This is a genomic window from Lysinibacillus macroides (assembly GCF_001281525.1).
Lineage (GTDB): Bacteria > Bacillota > Bacilli > Bacillales_A > Planococcaceae > Lysinibacillus > Lysinibacillus macroides.
In genome coordinates, this window is the sequence record NZ_LGCI01000010.1 from 806687 (window position 1) to 825123 (window position 18437).

The window sequence follows — 18437 nt, forward strand, 5'->3', positions numbered from 1 at the left end:
TTACTATTGCATATAAATATACCACCAATTTTGGAACATTTTTGTAATAATTGGCGTATGCTCCAAAATAAGACCACTTAACAATGACTTCGACATTAAATTTTGAATAAGTTCAATTGGCAATAAAGCACATACGTATAGCAAAATAAACATAATTAAATAGTTTTCAATAATACCAAGTAGTGCACCAAGCCAGCGATTCACTGTGTCTAGCACAGGTAAATAGGCAATAAAATCAAAAATAGATGCCACAATTTGTAAGGTGATTTTAACTGCAAAGAAAATAACAGCAAAGGCAATCACACGATAAAACGTGCCATCTAAATCCAGACTATCAATCATAACACCAAGATTACCTGATTCAGTGACACCTGGATATGGAACCCAAAATACAAATTTTTGTGCTAATGGCTTATAATAAATATACGCAACAATTAGTGCTACTATAAAGCTGACAATATGCATCATTTGCACAATAAAGCCGCGCTTTGCACCGACGCCAATACCAGCTAAAAGCACCACTAATATGATTAAATCTAACATTCTCTTCAACCCTTTAATTTTTTCAATTCTTCTTCTAGTTGCTCCATTCGTTCTTTTAATAGTAAATAATCGTGTACGGTATTTACGGCTGTCAGAACAGCAAGTTTTGTGCTATCAAGTGAGGGATTGTGTAAATTCATCTCGCGCATACGGTCATCAACAATCGAAGCGACCAGTCGCATATGGCCAATGGATTCTGAGCCGACCATTTTATATGTATGACCATAAATTTCCACAGAAATTTTATTCTTTTCTTGATTTTCCATAGTCCCACCCTCCTATAAATTCGATGCACTCACAATTTTTTAACAAATGAGCACCATCACACAAAAAAGCTATTTATTATCATACCATGAAAGGTATAAAATTGTGAACAATGAGGACAGAAAGGAACGATGAAATGTCAAATATTGTGCTTTCCATTTCAACAAATCTACAAAAAGAGGTAATGGCTTACTATGCAAGTTATTTTATCGAACGTAAAGCACCAGGTGTGATCTTTGCTGCAAAGTTACCAGATACAGCTATTACAATGTATAAATCAGGAAAATTAATGTTTCAAGGCGGAGGCGCTGAGCGAGAAGCAGCGCGGTGGGGGGTTATTGAAAAAACAACTACACAGCAAGCTTCTTCTATCGGAGCAAAGGGTGATACACTACCAGACCATTTCGCAACAATGTCCGTATTAGGCTCAGATGAAACAGGCACAGGTGATTATTTTGGTCCTGTGACAGTTGCTGCAGTCTATGTACCTTCATCTAAAATTGAATTAATCAATGAGCTTGGTGTCAAAGACTCCAAAATGCTGACGGATGATTATATGCGAAAAATTGCCCCAGATTTACGTGTAGCCTGTGTTCATAGTGTACTCGTCTTACGCAATGAGAAATATAATAACTTCCAGGCAAAAGGCTATTCACAGGGAAAAATAAAGGCAATGATGCACAATAAAGCTCTTCAAAATACACTCGTGAAGATGGCTCCTGAAAAGCCTGCGTTTATTTTAATTGACCAGTTTGCAGAGCGTGGTGTGTATTATAACTATTTAAAGAATGAACGAGAGCTTGTACAAGAAAATGTATACTTTTCTACTAAAGCCGAGCAATTACATGTAGCTGTAGCGACAGCGTCCATTTTAGCGCGTGCGGCATTTTTAAAGGAGATGGATCGTTTAAGTGAAATGGTAGGTTTTGAGTTAATGAAAGGAGCATCTAGCAAAGTAGATCAGCAAGCAGCTCGAATTTGGCGAAAGCAAGGCGAGGAAGTTCTACGCTCTATTACAAAGTGGCATTTTGCTAATACAGAAAAGGCACGAAAATTAAAATAGCAGACTGGTTTTGAGCGCTTGTTCTTTGGAATTGAGCGCTTTAGTCCATTTTTTGAGCGGTTTTCCTGCTGGATTGAGCGTATCGAGTAACTTTTTGAGCGCTTACAATAAAATTTGATATTTCCTTTGTTTTGTTGCCCCGGCTTTGTGATAAGCACTTGTTGTTAATAGCCGTTTAATGACATGACGATTGCTCAATTGCAAGAAGTGCTGGGCTTGTTTATTCGTAATATTTTTATCGATCAGCATTCCATAATCTTGCAAAGCTAATAAATGCGCCTTTTGATCTGAATGCAGACAACTAGCACAAATCCATTTTCTCCTTAACCATTGCATCTGCCCACATTGACATTTTGGGCAAAACACCCCAGTTCGAATAGCCTCTATCTCTATATCATAATAACGGCAAAGTGGGTATACTTCATATGATTGATGGTGCGCTACAAGGAATCTACTAATAGCATAAGCATCCATACTTTTTTCTTTTATGCACCGTTGTTGTAAAAAGCTTATTAGCTCTCTTGCTGTTAATACAGGGAAATACCCATCCTCATAATCAATCCGGGCATTATTAAAAGGAAAAACAATAATACCATTTACAGGAACTTTGATGTGATGTTAATTGAAAAACTTCTTTAAATTATAGACGTATTCCTCTAGCTGTACTTCAGGATGATGAAATATACGCCGCTCCCCTGTTTCTAGCGTTCGAATCATTTGACGCGGTCGATTTTTTAATTCCACATTTCCTCGAATATTTTTACATTCGACCAGAATTACCTCATATGGTGTTATAACGACAATATCTATCTGAAAAGAAAGTGGATATCGAAGCGTAATATTATGTAAAACATAAATTTTCATTACAAGAGACAATTTCTCAAGTTGTTTCATTATAAATTTTTCACCGTATTCCCCTGCCTCAGCCTGTAATAACTCTTTTGAAATTTGGTCAAATAGAGGGTGCTTTCGATCTAGCCTTTTTGCCAAGGCTCTTAGCCCCAATGTTAAGCTGGCTTCTTTATATGGTTTTATAATCATTCTATTACCTCCTTTTTTCATATGAATATAGCAAGGAAATATAGAGATGACTATAGAGCTTGTTAAACTATTTTTTTGAGTAACTATGCCACTCCAAATTTATAATTTATATAGACTTTTAAGCGATTTGACACTCTTTTTGGTCACTTTTCACCTTTTTTGAGCGGTTTGACTTCTTTTTTGATCACTTTCTATCCCTTTTGAGCGGTTCAGCCAGTTTTTGATCACTTCCCACTCTTTTTTGAGCGAAACACAAAAAAAGACTGCCTCGTAAGAGAGGGCACTGAAAAACTTACATTTTTTACGATGAATTAGTTTTTCAAACAAAAATAAGGCACCTTCCATTCGTTTTTGAATGGGAGGTGCCTTATTTCTTTCTTTTTTCCTACTCTTTTTCACTCAGTAGTTTGAGTATCCGTTTCAGATTGACCGCAAAGATCGTCGTGGCTCCTTGAATTTCCATGCCAAATAAACCCGCCGATTTTGCTGTTTTAAAGCCGTGTGGGTTCTTTAATTCACTATTTTTCGCTTCGATTTTATAGCGTTTGCTGGCAAGTGCTTTGAATTCGGCTGTTTCCTGGAATGCTGCTTGTTCTTGATGTGTATTGGATTGAATCGTTACACTATACGTTTTACTTTTCGCCCCTTCCTTATAACAGCCCTCTCGCATCGGGCAAACTTTACATTTTTCAATATCAAAATGAAACGTTAAACTTTGATTCAGGGTTTTCCTGCCCGTACGTCTTTTGTGAGTTGCCATGTGCCCCGCTGGACAAACAAACATACCCGCATCCTTGTTATAATCAAATTCAATTTTCCGTTGTCCGCTGCCATTTGTGATTACTGGATTTAACTTTGAAATTAACTGAAACTGCTCCGATTTTGCATACACTAAATTCTCTTTCCAGGAATAGGCGGCATCACCAATCACCGTGTCAATTTCCATGCCGGCAGTTCTACTTTTCTCTACCAACTCTTGTAAATAGTGCCCATCACTTTTTTCACCCGTTGTCACAACCGCTGCTGTAATAATCCGTTCATCACTCATCGCAATATGCGTTTTAAAACCAAAGAAAGAAGAATCTGCTGACTTATGGCCAACACGTGCATCCGCATCATTTGAATAGCTTAAATGATTCTCATAATCATCTATCACTTCTTTTAAAACATTTAATTTTTCTTTCACAGCCGGGATTTGTGCAACCTTTGATTGTGTTTCGACTGCTTCAACTACTTGACGACAGTAATTTAATTCTTCTGTGACTTCATTTGACGCAGGCTTCTCAGGGAATTTTCCGACCATGTTTTCGTCTAGTTGATACACGGCTTTCCGTACATTTTTGGATTTTTCCTGTAAAAATTCTTTGGGCGTTTTCTGGTTATATCGCGCTTTTGTATGGGTAGCGTCGACAATCACCATTTTACTAAGGAGTAGTCCTTTCTCTAAAGCAATTTCAACAGTTTTCTGAATCAGTAAATCTAATAAATTCATATCTTGAAGACGGAGTCGACGGAATTTTGTCAGGGAACTGGGGTCGATCACTTCCTCTTCTGGTGCCATATCTAAAAAATATTTAAAGGACATATCGAATTTTGAACGTTCGATAAGGTCGGCATCCGACAGGTCATGAATCGCTTTTAACAGTAAATATTTAAACATGCGAATCGGTGGAATCGCGTTACGGCCATTAACTAAACAGTATTTCGATTTTAGTTCGTCTAGAATAAATGAGAAATCCACAAGTTCATTGATTTGGCGAAGCATATTGTCCTTTGGAATAATTAAATCGTACAACGCCATGTACGGGCTTAAATTGAATGTTTCCTGTTTAGAAATCATGGTCGCACCACCTTTTATTAGTCCTTTAATTATACAGGAAATTTGTGAGATTATACGAGAAGAAAACCCTTCTAGTGATGAAAGTGGTCCCAGTTGATTGGAATGGAGGCGGCGACTTCTGCGGGAACAGCACGAGCGGAAGCACCCGGACTGAGCAAAGCGAGGGAGAAGGATGGAGCCGTGCCCGCGAAACGCGTCCGCCGCAATGGAAATCAACGGCATCGAAAGAAAAAGAGAGTACAGGAACGAATATTCGTTCCTGTACTCTCTCACTTGTGCCTGAGGGACTTTTTCAGTGCCCTCCTCGTAAGACAGTCTTTTTCCATAAAATTTAACGAACTTCAGTACCTTCAATTGTAGCAATAGCTTTTAATACTTTATTATGTGCAGCTACTACCTCTTCATCTGTTAAAGTGCGTTCTGGATCAAAGTATGTGAGCGAGAAGGCAACAGATTTTTTATCTGCCTCCATTTTCTCCCCTTCATAAACATCAAATACATGGATGTCCTGCAATAATTTCACACCTGCTGCACGAATAACACCGATGACTTCACCTGCCGTTGTTGCACGGTTCATAATTAAAGCGATATCACGGGACATAGCTGGGAAACGTGGTACTGGTGTGTATGCTAATGGGTCTACTTGTGTCGTTGCAGTAAATAGTGCGACTAAATTCATTTCCATCACATACGTATCTTTCACACCCCATGCTTTTTGTTCTGCTGGGTGTAAGCCACCAATAATACCGATTTGCTCACCATCCAATAAAATGCTAGCTGTGCGTCCTGGATGTAAGCCATCTACTTGTACTTTTTCAAATGTTATGCGTTCCTCTAAGCCAAGCTTAGCAATTACGCCTTCTACAATGCCTTTTAATACGAAGAAATCGACTGCCTTTTTCTCACCTTGCCAAGCATGGTCTAGCCATTTTCCTGATAGCACTGCTGCTACATGCTCTTCCTCATCTGGTTGGCCCTCGTCAGATTGACCAAGGAATACCGAGCCAATTTCATATAAGGCAACACCATCTGCCTGACGTGCTACATTATATGCAGCCGCTTCAATTAAATGGGGAATTAAGCTTTGACGCAATGTAGAACGCTCCTCACTCATCGGCATTAATAAACGCGTTACTGGCTTTGCTTTTAAGGCAAAGCGTTGTGACAATGCTTCAGATGTTAGTGAATAGGTTACAGCTTGATAAAGGCCAGCGCCCTCCATGAAACCACGAACTACACGACGATTCGCTTGATAGGGTGTTAAACTACCTACCTGCGTAGCACCCTCTGGTAATGTTAGTGGAATTTCATCATAGCCATAAAGACGAGCAATTTCCTCTACAATATCCTCTTCAATTTTAATATCCTGACGGCGTGTTGGCGCATCAATTATTAGCAAACCATTTGCGGCTTCAACACTAAATTTTAAGCGCTCTAAAATAGATAGCATATCCTCTAACGCAATTTTCATCCCTAGACGCTCATTAATAAAATCTGGGGAGACGACAACACGTGCGGGTGATTTATCTAATTCATCTACTACACATGTACCATCTAACACTTCTCCGCCAGCTAATTCAGCAAGTAATGCAGCAGCACGTTCAGCAGCAGCTAGGACACGGTTCGGGTCCACGCCTTTTTCAAAACGAGCGGATGCATCTGAGCGTAGGCCAATATGGCGAGACGTTTGACGTACTGTTAAACCGTCAAAATAAGCTGACTCAATAACGACTGTCGTTGTAGCATCAGTTACCTCTGAGTTGGCGCCACCCATCACACCAGCAATTGCTACTGGCTCTTTGCCGTTGGTAATCACTAGGTCGGAAGCTTTTAATGTACGTTCTTGAGCGTCCAATGTTGTAATTTTTTCACCTTCTGTTGCTTTTCGAACAACGATTTCACCTGTTGCTAGGCTATCATAGTCAAAGGCATGTAATGGTTGACCATATTCCATTAACACATAGTTCGTCACATCCACCACATTATTGTGTGGACGTACACCTGCTGCCATTAAACGATTTTGAAGCCACAGTGGGGATTCACCAATTTTTACGTTTTTTACAACTTTGGCAACATACATCGGATTTGCCTGTAAATCCTCCACACGAAGCTTTAGCAAGCCCTCTGCTTTTTCATTAGCAGTATGATATGAAATTTCTGGATATTTAACTTCCTCACTAAGAATAGCACCTACCTCATAGGCAACTCCTAGCATGGAAAGAGCGTCTGAACGATTGGGTGTTAAACCTAGCTCTAGCACTGTATCACGTAAGCCTAAAATAGCGAGGGCATCAGTGCCTACTTCTGCATCTGCTGGTAATACATAAATACCTTCTGCATATGCCTTCGGAACAAGCTTTCCTTCGATACCAAGCTCTTGTAAGGAACAAATCATACCATTTGATTCCTGTCCACGAAGCTTTGCTTTTTTAATTTTAATGCCACCTGGTAAATGTGCACCTGGACGAGCAACAATGACTTTTTGGCCAACATCTACATTAGGCGCACCGCAAATAATTTGTTGTTGCTCTGCTTCCCCAACATCGACTTGACAAATATTTAATTTATCCGCCTCTGGATGCTTCTCCTTGGCAACTACATAGCCCACAACCACTTTATCTATCGCATGAGCTCGTTTTATAACAGCATCTACTTCGATCCCAGAGCGTGTAATTTTTTCAGCTAATAGCTCGGGTGCTAAGTCCTGTGTATTGACATAATCTTTTAACCATTCTAATGATACTAACATGTTTTATCCTCCTTACGCCTCTGTTCGCTCGAATTGTGCTAAGAAACGAGTGTCATTTGTATAAAAATGACGAATATCGTCAACACCATATTTCAACATCGCAATACGTTCTGCACCGATGCCAAATGCGAAGCCAGAAACTTTCTTTGGATCATAGCCAGCCATTTCTAACACATTTGGATGAACCATACCTGAACCTAGAATTTCAATCCAGCCTGTGCCCTTACATACATTACAGCCTGCACCACCGCATTTGAAACAAGAAATATCCATTTCGACAGATGGCTCTGTAAATGGGAAGAAACTTGGGCGTAGTCGAATTTCACGATCTGCCCCGAACATTTTTTTAGCTAACGTGTCTAAAGTTCCTTTTAAATCACTCATACGAATATTTTCACCAATGACTAACCCCTCAATTTGCATAAATTGATGAGAGTGTGTTGCATCATCATTATCACGACGGAAAACTTTCCCTGGACAAATAATACGAATAGCTTCGCCTTTTTTTGCCTCCATTGTACGAGCCTGTACTGGTGAAGTATGTGTACGCAATAATATTTCCTCGGAAATATAGAATGAATCTTGCATATCACGAGCAGGGTGACCCTGTGGTAAATTTAGTGCCTCAAAATTATAATAGTCTTTCTCTACCTCAGGACCTTCTGCAATTTCATAGCCCATTCCAATAAATAAATCTTCAATTTCTTCAATTACACGTGTTAAGGGATGGCGATTTCCTACTTTAATTTCACGACCTGGTAAAGTGACATCAATCGACTCATTTGCTAATTTTTCAGCAATCATCGCTTCTTCCAGTACAACTGCCCTTGCTTCTAAAATAGCTGTAACATTTTCACGAACAGTGTTCACTAAAGCACCCATTTTGGGACGTTCTTCTGCTGATAATTTTCCCATTCCTTTTAGTAAATCAGTGATAGGTCCTTTTTTCCCTAAGTATGCAACACGTACTTCATTCAATTCTTTTAAGTTTGCTGCTGCTTCAATTTTCACAAGTGCTTCTTGCTCTAATTGTTTTAATTGCTCTTCCATGATAAAACCTCCTTAGAAAATACATGTCTGCTTTTTAAGCATAAAAAAACTCGCCCCCCTAAAAAAGGGACGAGGACATATTCGCGGTACCACCCTAGTTATTGTAAGACAACTATTCCTTACAATCACTTCATTCACATAACGACTTAAGAAAGCCGGCACACCTTTACAGCAACAAGCTGGTCCCGGTAGCTGCTCACAGGATGAATTCAAAACTGCATTGGTACGGCGTTGGCTCTCAATCTTCGGCTCTACGCTCCCTGTCGTCCATTCACAATCTTTACTACTTCCTGATCAAAGCATTTATTATTTAAAGTTAATTTTAGCTTAGATTATACATGAATAAACCGTAGCAAATCAAGAGACAACTGCCTGAAACCTGTTTTTATCTGTAAATTATTTCACAAAACCATATAAAACAATACCTGTTGCTACTGCTACATTTAAAGATTCAGCCTGTCCAAAAATAGGAATGATAATATTTTGATCCGTTATTGCTAATAATTGCGGATGTATGCCACTCCCTTCATTCCCCATAATAATAGCAAATGCACCTGTATGCTGAATATCACTATATGTAACCGCATCCTCATCTAAAGCTGTCCCAAATACAGGAACACCTTGACTCTGTAGCAAATCTATCCACTCTGCTAAATCGCCTCGTACAACAGGGATATGAAAATGTGAGCCTTGTGCAGCACGTAAAGTTTTAGGATTATAGACATCAGCACAGCCTTTTCCTAAAATCACAGCATCTAATCCTGCAGCATCGGCTGTACGAATCATTGTGCCAATATTACCTGGATCTTGAACAGCATCAATTAGTAGCACCTTGCGCCAAGTTGCCGTTGCTTCTTCCTCTAGGATCGGTTGCTTACATACCGCAAAAACGCCTTGAGAAGTTTCTGTTTCTGCAAATTCCTTTGCTACAGCCACTGACACCTCAATAATAGCGATATCATCAATTGGCCAGAGCATCGGTAAATCCACACCTTCACGCACAATAACTTGTAATACCTGTTCTTTATTTTTTAAGGCTTCTTCAACAAGGTGAAAGCCCTCCACTATAAATTCACCCGAGCGTTCACGTTCTTTTTTTGTCATCGCTAACTTTTTCCAATATTTCACTAACGCATTTTGCGTAGATTCGATTCTCTTCATCGCTGTCTCTTACCGCCTTTTTCCTCTATGTTGACCATTATTATACCTTAGGTAATAAGCATTTCATAGCTATATAAAAAACTGTCTATCATCAATAAGAGATGACCGTTTAAGCATTGTAATTACTAGGAATTTTTTACATACATTATTTCCTCTTTCAAAACCTCATTGATAATTTTACCCAACATAAAAAATTTATTTCAAAGCCATATTAAGATATACCAACAAGAAAGGAGCAAACACATATGGGAAGAGATAATAAGCAAGGTCAAAGTAATAATAAAGGCTCATTACCACAAACACCAAAAAATCAAAAGATTGCACCAAATAAGGTGAGCGAAGAGTTTTCCAAAGAGTTTATGGAGCTTATCCATTCTGTTACACAGCCCCAAGATAAGAAGAAAAAATAAAGTAAACCTTCAATCAGTAGGGGTGCTCCATCTCCACTGATTGAACATTTTACCAATCGGGTTTTTACAGGCTGTTTGATCCCCACTCAACTATTTCGTTTTCACTAACTATTTTGAAGTGGGGGTCTTGCAGCCTGTTAATATGAAATAAAGGGGTGTTACAGTTGGATTTTCAACGTGCACAGGAAATTGTCGCCTCATCATTAGAATATGAAGTAACCTATAATGGCGTTTCAGTATGGATCGATCAACTCCATAATGATGAAAAAACAGCCACTGTTCATCTTCGTCGCTCTTTAGAGGAGCGCTCTGAAGTGGCGATATCCGAACTAAAAGAAGAATATCTTGTCCACTAAATAACAAAAGAACCTGCTTTATTTTTCATAGAAAAAGCAGGTTCTGTTTATTGAATGTCCTAAATTGTAAAATCATCTGTATGCCTTAATCGTGTTAAAATTACTCTTACATGATCGTGCAAATCCGAAAACGTTTCCGAAATTTCTTTGGGAGAGATAGGCTTACTAAATAAATAACCTTGAATATAATCACAGCCGCCATCACTAAGAAAGGCAAGCTGTTCTACCTCTTCAATTCCCTCTGCCACAACCTTTAAGCGTAAATGCTTAGCCATCGAAATAATCATGGATACAAGCGCCTCATCATTTGGATTAAGCGGAACATTTCTGACAAATGTACGGTCAATCTTTAGACAATCAATTGGAAAATCTTTTAAATAGGAAAGAGAAGAATAACCTGTGCCAAAATCATCCACAGCAATTTGAATACCGAGTGCCTTTAATTCATGGAGTAGCTGTGTCATTTGGTCAATATTCATTGTCATACTTTCTGTAATTTCCAGCTGTAAAAATTCTGGCTGTAATTTTGTGCGTACTAATATAGCTTCCACCATTTCCACTAAATCCTGTTGAAATAATTGTCCAAGTGATAAATTCACGGCTACCTTAAATGGCGGTAACCCCTCTTGCTCCCATATTTTTGCTTGCTTGCAGGCTGTTTCTAATATCCATTCACCGAGCGGAATAATAAGGCCACTTTCTTCAGCAATGGGAATAAATAATTCAGGTGAGACAAAACCACGCATTGGATGATGCCAGCGTACCAATGCTTCAACGGATTCAATTGAGCCTGTTTTTAAATTAACCTGTGGCTGATAAACTAAATGAAATTCATGATTTTCTAATGCTTTATGTAAATCTTGCTCTAGCAGAATACGATCTGCAATGCCCTTTGACATATAAGGCTTATAAAACAACAGTCTTTGAGGTATTTGCCTTGCCTCCTGCATCGCTAACTGGGCATGCATTAATAGCTCTTCGCCTGTCCATTTACCCTCATATAAGGCAATTCCTATGTTTAGATTACCATTTAAAGGGAACAATTGTACTTGTACAGGGTCTTTCATCATGCTTTTTAAATTTAAGCAAAATTGTAATAGCTCCTCAATATTTTTGACCTCTTTTACATAAATCACAAACTGTTCCTCGCGTAATTTTGTCGCAAAATAATGCGGTGGCACAATCGCTTGAATACGCTCCGCTACTAGCTTCATCATTTTATTGGAGTTGCTGATGCCGATAGAAGAACGAATCGCTGCAAAACGATCAATTTCAATCGCAATAGCCGCCTTTTGCAAGCTGTTTATCTGTAAATGATCCTTTAATGTTTTGAGCAATAAATGTTCGTTGGGTAGCAATGTAATATCATCATGATAGGCCTGAAATCGTAGCTCCTGCTGTGATTGCTCAAGGTCCTTTTTAATTTTTAATAATTGCTGAAATGGTTTTTCAACAGTTGTATAATAAATCGCCTTTAAGAAAAAGTAGAATGCTAAAAATTGATAAATAAGTGCTGAAAAATCACATATCGTATTTTTATCCTGACTAATCATAAAAAAAATATCACTAACAATGAGCGAGGCTGCCGCACTGATAAGCCACATTGAACGTTTCGGTACTTTTTTGAAGTACTTACCCACAATAACAATAGTGATAACTTGAAAAATAATAGAAAGAAGATGGACCACTGTATCAATACCAGCTATCCCTTGCTCTGTTATTGTGTTGGCAGCTAGATAAGCTAGAAAAATACTGATAATCGTGAAGAGTAAAGAACTACCATATGTCAGCCACCGAAATTTCAATGCTAATCGTTTTCTAGGATATAAAATAATAAATAAAAAACCAAATGAGACGTATAAACGTGTTAAAATATGTAAAGGCTCATCCATAAAGCTCCATCCAGTTAAATGATGTTGGCTAAAAACTAAGTTGACTAATTCCAGCAAAGCAATTACAAAAAATAAATTCCCTATGTATAAAGTTTGATTTGATAATAGGTGTGTAAATACTAAATAGGATTGTATGGCAATCGCCATAGTAAAGACGATAATTAATACTTGAAGTATTAATTTTAAATTTTGATAAATATCGATTTGAAAAACCCCATAAATGTGATTGCTAAAGCTCAATAGCGGTATAACCAGTAATATTGATAGTATCATATACCAAACTTCTTTTTTCTTTAGTTGCTTAAACAATTTTTCCAATCCAAACCCTCCATACAGTATGCCCAAAAATTCACTAGGAAATTTTAACTATCTATATCGAATAAAAACATAAGAATTGTATTTATCTTTGACTTCTTACAAATCATAACATTTTCATTGGAACTTGCATGCTGTTTTACAAAGTATGCTAATATTCATTTTTTTTCAATATTAGCATACTTTTGGCCATTTATTGCGTTATTCTATGATAAAAACCTGTTTTTGCAGCTTTTTTACAATTCTTGCCCGTCTTTTGGTAACAGCATTGATAGATAGGCCTAGTTCTTCGGCTATCTCTCGATGGCTGTATCCTTCTATATAATAAAGGAGCAGGATACTTCTTTCTACCTGCTTTAAAGAAGACAACAAACTTTCTAACATAATAACATGTTTTTGATTATCTCCCTCGTTCTGCTCCTCATATATATAATTCAATATGTCATCATCAACGATTGTTACCCTCACTGTGTAATTTTTTTCCCTTGAAAGCTCCTTTAAAATTTCCCCTTTTACTGTTGCATAAATATAAGCAGAGAATTGTCCTTTGGATGGATCTGTTTTTTGCCATGCCTGCCATACGGCTATAGAGGCAATATGACGATAGTCATCAAAATCTTTGTAGATGCGAAGCTGTGACAAAATAGAGGTAATCATCGGTTGTACCGCCTCTAATACTTCCTCAAATGATTGTGCAGCTAACAGCTTTTGCTTGTTTTGAATAGACATGCTCATCTTCCTACCAACTGTGCACAGTCCATTATTCCTAGGTATACTTATCTTAGACCTGAATAGTTCTGGCAGTCGAATCAGCGTTTTCATTTTTATATAGTAGGAGTCTTTATAAATTTCTTGTAATATTTATGCATAATAACAGCTTATTTATAAAAAAACAGGCAATTTTCTTTGGTGCTTCATACATATTTTAACGATGGTTGGACAAATTACTAACAAGGAGGCGAATATCAATGAATTTTCAAATAAGAGATGCAATTACAGCGAATGTACATGGTCAATCAGCAGCCGAATTTAAGGATATTGTAGAGGACGCGATTAGCCGTGGAGAAGAACATTTATTGCCAGGACTTGGCGTATTTTTTGAAAAATGGTGGCAGCAATCAAGTACATCTGAACAAGAGGCATTTGTTCAAAAATTAGAAAAAGCTTTTGCACACTAATTTTTTATAATGAATGCATTCCCTTTCCAATAAATGCATGATAAAGTTTTAGTTATCAGAAAATTTGGAGGGATGGGCATGACAGTTGCAGTAGAATTCATTGTAAATCAACTTAAACAAGTTTTATTAGAAGAACAAGTGTCAACAAACGAAACCGTACGACAGTTACATGGGAAAGACGAATCTCATCATGCGTTAAGCTTGCCTGATATTGTTGTCTTTCCTCGTTCCACAGCAGATGTTAGCGCCATTTTAAAAATTGCGCATGTGGAACGTGTACCTGTCGTGCCTTTTGGCGTTGGCTCAAGCTTAGAGGGAAATGCTATTCCGATTGCACATGGTATTTCCATTGATTTCTCTGAAATGAATGCCATTTTAGAAATTCGACCAGATGACCTTCTTGTAAAGGTGCAGCCTGGTGTCACACGCTCACAATTAAATAAAGAATTAAAAAAGCATGGTCTGCAATTCACAGTAGACCCAGGTGCTGATGCAACACTTGGTGGAATGGCAGCAACCAATGCTAGCGGAACTACTGCAGTACGCTATGGTGTAATGCGAGATCAAGTGCGTGATTTAGAGGTTGTGCTATCAGACGGCTCTGTTATTCACACAGGGAATTTAGCCGCGAAATCTTCCTCTGGCTATCATTTAAACGGCTTATTTGTTGGATCAGAAGGAACACTTGGCTGTTTTACAGAATTAACATTACAAGTTTATGGCATACCTGAATTTGTTACAGCAGGGCGTGCTATTTTTGGCACAGTTGCTGATGCGGTTAGTGCTGTCACTGCACTATTACAGGCAGGCATTGCGATAGGTCGTGTAGAGCTGGTTGATGAGGACTCCATTCAACAGGCAAATATTTACAATGAAACAGCTTTTGCTGAAAAACCAACACTATTTTTAGAATTTCACGGCAATGAGGCAGGTATGCAAGAAGATATTGCATTTACGGAGGCAATTTTTGAGGACTTTAACTGCCTATCTGTGGAATTTGAACAGGATAATGCTGCACGCAATAAGCTTTGGGAGGCACGTCATTCATTGGCCTATGCCTATATCCATGCTTATCCTGGTAAAAAGCTGATGTCAACGGATGTTTGTGTCCCTATTTCAAAGCTTGCAGAGACCATTTCATATGCACGTGAACAGCTTGATATAGCTGAACTTGCAGGTGGCATTGTTGGTCATGTCGGGGATGGTAATTTCCATGCGCTTTTAATGCTCAATCCAAATGATCCACAAGAACAAGCAAAAGCAGATCACTTTAATGAGCAGATCGTTCAATACGCTTTACTGCGAGGCGGCACATGCACAGGAGAGCATGGGGTTGGGATTGGTAAAATGAAATATCAATCGACTGAGCATGGTGCAGCATTGGCCGCCATGAAAAGTATAAAGACAGCGCTAGATCCCTATAACATTATGAATCCAGGAAAAATTTTTACATGAGAAGTAACACCAACCCGCTGATTGCTGAAGTATTCGGCGGGTTCTACTGTAATTGATCCTAAAAAAGCAACCCAGCGTCTCCCAGGTTGCTTTGCTATGTAACGATGCAGCCATCCATCTTCTTGATAACAAACATCGTGCGTGGTTTACAGCCCTCTGTCTGTGCACCACTTATATAATGATTCGCAGGGACACCCTCTGTTGCCCAAGCGAACTTTATTGATTGTATTTTAAGCTAAAATGGAAGCAAGTACAGCCTTCTGTGCATGTAGTCGATTTTCAGCTTGCTCAAATATATAGGAATTAGGTCCATCAATGACAGATGTTGCCACTTCTTCTTCACGATGCGCTGGTAAACAATGCAGGAACATATAATCTGGTTTAGCATGTGCCACAAGCTCATCGTTAATTTGATAGCCTGCAAAGTCTTGTAAACGTTTTGCTGTTTCCTCTTCTTGCCCCATCGATGTCCACACATCCGCATAAATAACATCTGCATTTAGCACTGCCTCTACAGGATCATGTGTTTCAAGAATTGTGCTACCATTTGCCGCAGCAATTGCCTGTGCTTTTGCCATGACCTCTGCATCACATTCATAGCCTGCTGGTGTTGCCACCGCTACATGCATGCCAACGTGGGCAGAAGCAACGACTAATGAGTGTGCTACATTATTGCCATCTCCTACATAGGCAATTTTAAGTCCTTTTAAATCCCCTTTGTTTTCTGCAATGGTTTCTAAATCCGCTAATGCCTGACAGGGGTGATAAATATCTGTTAAGCCATTAATGACAGGAATAGCTGCATGTTCCGCAAGCTCTTTGACCATCGCATGAGAGTTGGCACGAATCATAATGCCATCTAAATAGCCTGATAAAACATGGGCCGTATCATAAATTGATTCACCACGACCAATTTGTAAATCACGTGCATGCATAAACATGCCTTTTCCACCTAATTGATTCATACCTACTTCAAAGGAAATACGTGTACGAGTGGAATGTTTTTCAAAAATCATGCCCAATGTTTTACCCTCTAGCAATCTTGGACATTTTCCCTCTTTTGTAATAATTTTAAGTTGTGTTGCTAGTTCAACTAATTGCTGAACCTCTTGACTTGTGTAGTCTAGCAAAGTTAGTAAGTCTTTCCCCTTTAGACTGGATACTAACTTTAACTGTACTTCTTCGAGTAATTTCATCGCCTTCGCTCCTTGCTTTCGTTGCTGTTGAATTTAGTATAGCATGCATAAATATAAAATCAACTGAATTTTTATAATTTTATTTTAATTATTATTTATTTCGCCTGAAATGTGACAAAAATTCGTCACGCAGAATATTTATGCATTATCATTGTTTTTTAATGATTCTTCATTTCAAAAACTAACGATATTATTTCTTGAAAAGCGTAAAAGAGATACCTCCGTTTTAAGGCATCTCTTTACTAGTCGTGACATAACTAATAACACTTATTAGCAGTGTTTTCCTGACAGCTCTGTTCTATCTCTTTATAATAATCCTGCTTCTTTTCATGTGGGAAAAGGTTACTTCCCGAAAACTCTTTTAAATGAAAGGCATTTGTCGTGACATTCTTTCACTTTCATTCTCTCTTTTACAATATATATTTGGTAGACGATACTTAATTGTTACTCTTGTTTCTACATACTGCATATTTACCTTCGTTAGCAATAAGCTTTTGGTGGGTTTCTTCCTCAACAATTTGACCCTGATCCACAGCTAGAATATGATCTGCTTTTTTAATAATAGAAAGTTTATGGGCAATCACCACCACTGTTTTTTCTTTTTCAAAAGGTTTTTAATCGCTTCTTTTACAGCTAACCAACGACCATAACCAGTACATTCCTGTAACAAACATAATAATTGCCAATAATATTCCTAAAATAAGTATTGGTCCAAATTTCGGTACTTTTGCTAGCATTAATAAATATATAGGGCCTGTTAATAATGCTGCACCAGCTGGCATTAAAAAAGTCAATACAGAATTAGGCGCAAAGAAAGCTGAGCTAATCATCATAAATATAAAAAAGAGTGCTGAGAAAATACCGACTGTTATTAAATCTTTCATCATAAGCTTTTTATGTTGCATTGTTTGTACATACATATTCATATCATTTTCCCCTTCTATTGTCATTTTAGCTATAATTAGTATACCTATATTGATAATGATTATCATTATCTATTATAATAATAACAGCACATAAAAAAATACCAACACTTGGTTTACGTCTAATCAAGGAAAGGGAAAGTAAATGACTTTACAACATTTTAAACCTCTATTATTAAATAATGGTTTTTCACAACATGACCAAAAGAGCAAATATAACTCCATTTACAATTGATCCAGGTTTGTGTAAAGGATATTATTGGATATATCATGTTAAAGAAATGTTTTCGATCCTTATTCGTGATTTTTATTTTTTTGAGGATCATCAATTAGATTTAGCCATACCTGAACTTCTTACAGTTACATACTATGAATCCATTTCAGGAGAGGAGCTTAATCCTTGTCAATCATTAAAGCCTAGCTATATCAGAAGCTATTGGGAAAAAGGTGAAAAACATGTGAATCCACGCCAAGCATTAACAACGTTAAAAGCTACAACAACTTTTTCAGGGATGGGCATTCTTCTTCGACAAATAGCAGCTTACCGTGGTTCTGATCTAACTTCCGCCTTTTTGTATGAGGGAAAAGTGTATGAAGCTTAGCTTTAATTATCCAACGAGCCCTCTACGATAAAACGTGCCATTGTTCACAAATTGCTAAAGAAGATATAGCATGTGGCCGCTCATATCGAAAATTACTATGCTCTTCAACTAACATTAGATCATTAAACAAAAATTTCCTGTATAGGAGCTACAAAATTAAAAAAACTATTTAAAGAAGTGCATCATTGTACGATTACTGAATACATCCAAAAACAGCGCATTCATCAGGCTGAGAAATTACTCGCTCATACAGAGCTTCCAATTAATGAAATTACTCGAAAAGTAGGTTATCAGAGCGCAGGAAGATTTTCAGAACTATTTAAACGATACGCAGACCTAACACCTAAAGAATATAGACAGCAACTATTGAAAAGCTAAACCAATAGGAGGCTAACCATT

The 18437-nt window shown here is 37.9% G+C and carries 20 protein-coding genes; 7 read left to right on the top strand and 13 right to left on the bottom strand.

Features of this window, described 5'->3' with window-relative positions:
• Positions 1-3: 3 nt before the first annotated feature.
• On the bottom strand, positions 4-543 hold the full coding sequence (locus ADM90_RS18610) for a CvpA family protein (RefSeq protein WP_053996405.1): 540 nt from the start codon (positions 541-543) through the stop codon (positions 4-6).
• 5 nt (positions 544-548) lie between these two features.
• On the bottom strand, positions 549-809 hold the full coding sequence (zapA, locus tag ADM90_RS18615; protein WP_053996406.1) for a cell division protein ZapA: 261 nt from the start codon (positions 807-809) through the stop codon (positions 549-551).
• A gap of 134 nt (positions 810-943) precedes the next feature.
• Here zapA and rnhC point away from each other — a divergent pair, with 134 nt between their 5' ends.
• Entirely contained in the window at positions 944-1870 is a 927-nt protein-coding gene (gene rnhC, locus ADM90_RS18620; protein ID WP_053996407.1) for a ribonuclease HIII, read from the top strand.
• A 102-nt stretch (positions 1871-1972) separates the two neighbouring features.
• Here rnhC and ADM90_RS18625 read toward each other — a convergent pair whose 3' ends face one another.
• The 7 genes from ADM90_RS18625 to ADM90_RS18660 all read right to left on the bottom strand — a co-directional run bounded on the left by ADM90_RS18625 (position 1973) and on the right by ADM90_RS18660 (position 9711).
• Positions 1973-2344, bottom strand: coding sequence for a hypothetical protein (locus tag ADM90_RS18625; RefSeq protein ID WP_053996408.1), 372 nt, complete (start codon positions 2342-2344; stop codon positions 1973-1975).
• Between the two features lie 144 nt (positions 2345-2488).
• Positions 2489-2911, bottom strand: a complete 423-nt coding sequence (locus ADM90_RS18630) for a nuclease-related domain-containing protein (RefSeq protein ID WP_053996409.1) — start codon at positions 2909-2911, stop codon at positions 2489-2491.
• Positions 2912-3061: 150 nt separating this feature from the next.
• Positions 3062-3238: a hypothetical protein gene (locus tag ADM90_RS24590; RefSeq protein WP_161804091.1), complete on the bottom strand. Its 177-nt coding sequence runs from the start codon at positions 3236-3238 to the stop codon at positions 3062-3064.
• Between the two features lie 58 nt (positions 3239-3296).
• The gene (locus ADM90_RS18640) at positions 3297-4751 is read right to left on the bottom strand and encodes an IS1182 family transposase (protein WP_053993334.1); all 1455 of its coding nucleotides are present in this window, start codon (positions 4749-4751) and stop codon (positions 3297-3299) included.
• 331 nt (positions 4752-5082) lie between these two features.
• Positions 5083-7500, bottom strand: a complete 2418-nt coding sequence (gene pheT, locus ADM90_RS18650) for a phenylalanine--tRNA ligase subunit beta (protein WP_053996412.1) — start codon at positions 7498-7500, stop codon at positions 5083-5085.
• A 12-nt stretch (positions 7501-7512) separates the two neighbouring features.
• The gene (gene pheS / locus ADM90_RS18655; RefSeq protein WP_053996413.1) at positions 7513-8550 is read right to left on the bottom strand and encodes a phenylalanine--tRNA ligase subunit alpha; all 1038 of its coding nucleotides are present in this window, start codon (positions 8548-8550) and stop codon (positions 7513-7515) included.
• A 396-nt stretch (positions 8551-8946) separates the two neighbouring features.
• Entirely contained in the window at positions 8947-9711 is a 765-nt protein-coding gene (locus ADM90_RS18660) for a TrmH family RNA methyltransferase (RefSeq protein WP_053996414.1), read from the bottom strand.
• A gap of 245 nt (positions 9712-9956) precedes the next feature.
• Between ADM90_RS18660 and ADM90_RS24355 the strand changes: the two genes are divergently transcribed.
• On the top strand, positions 9957-10121 hold the full coding sequence (locus ADM90_RS24355) for a YfhD family protein (protein ID WP_152928048.1): 165 nt from the start codon (positions 9957-9959) through the stop codon (positions 10119-10121).
• 164 nt (positions 10122-10285) lie between these two features.
• Positions 10286-10477 carry an H-type small acid-soluble spore protein gene (locus ADM90_RS18665; RefSeq protein ID WP_053996415.1) on the top strand — a complete coding sequence of 64 codons (192 nt, stop codon included), beginning with the start codon at positions 10286-10288 and terminating at the stop codon, positions 10475-10477.
• 59 nt (positions 10478-10536) lie between these two features.
• On the opposite strand, the gene ADM90_RS18670 is transcribed toward ADM90_RS18665, so the two are convergent.
• Both ADM90_RS18670 and ADM90_RS18675 read right to left on the bottom strand, forming a co-directional pair.
• Positions 10537-12687 (bottom strand): putative bifunctional diguanylate cyclase/phosphodiesterase, encoded by a 2151-nt coding sequence (locus tag ADM90_RS18670; RefSeq protein ID WP_235473676.1) that lies wholly within the window; start codon positions 12685-12687, stop codon positions 10537-10539.
• Between the two features lie 198 nt (positions 12688-12885).
• Entirely contained in the window at positions 12886-13413 is a 528-nt protein-coding gene (locus tag ADM90_RS18675; protein ID WP_053996416.1) for a sigma-70 family RNA polymerase sigma factor, read from the bottom strand.
• Positions 13414-13652: 239 nt separating this feature from the next.
• On the opposite strand from ADM90_RS18675, the gene sspI reads away from it, so the two are divergent.
• Both sspI and ADM90_RS18685 read left to right on the top strand, forming a co-directional pair.
• The gene (gene sspI, locus ADM90_RS18680) at positions 13653-13862 is read left to right on the top strand and encodes a small acid-soluble spore protein SspI (RefSeq protein ID WP_053996417.1); all 210 of its coding nucleotides are present in this window, start codon (positions 13653-13655) and stop codon (positions 13860-13862) included.
• Positions 13863-13940: 78 nt separating this feature from the next.
• Positions 13941-15317, top strand: coding sequence for an FAD-binding oxidoreductase (locus tag ADM90_RS18685; protein WP_053996418.1), 1377 nt, complete (start codon positions 13941-13943; stop codon positions 15315-15317).
• A gap of 230 nt (positions 15318-15547) precedes the next feature.
• Here ADM90_RS18685 and argF read toward each other — a convergent pair whose 3' ends face one another.
• A complete protein-coding gene (gene argF, locus ADM90_RS18690; RefSeq protein WP_053996419.1) occupies positions 15548-16513 on the bottom strand; it encodes an ornithine carbamoyltransferase in 966 nt (321 codons plus the stop codon).
• Between the two features lie 614 nt (positions 16514-17127).
• Entirely contained in the window at positions 17128-17439 is a 312-nt protein-coding gene (locus ADM90_RS18695; protein WP_053996420.1) for an MptD family putative ECF transporter S component, read from the bottom strand.
• Between the two features lie 194 nt (positions 17440-17633).
• On the opposite strand from ADM90_RS18695, the gene ADM90_RS18700 reads away from it, so the two are divergent.
• Both ADM90_RS18700 and ADM90_RS25615 read left to right on the top strand, forming a co-directional pair.
• The gene (locus tag ADM90_RS18700; RefSeq protein WP_053996421.1) at positions 17634-18038 is read left to right on the top strand and encodes a hypothetical protein; all 405 of its coding nucleotides are present in this window, start codon (positions 17634-17636) and stop codon (positions 18036-18038) included.
• A 141-nt stretch (positions 18039-18179) separates the two neighbouring features.
• Positions 18180-18416, top strand: a complete 237-nt coding sequence (locus tag ADM90_RS25615) for a helix-turn-helix transcriptional regulator (RefSeq protein ID WP_412177002.1) — start codon at positions 18180-18182, stop codon at positions 18414-18416.
• Positions 18417-18437: the final 21 nt, after the last annotated feature.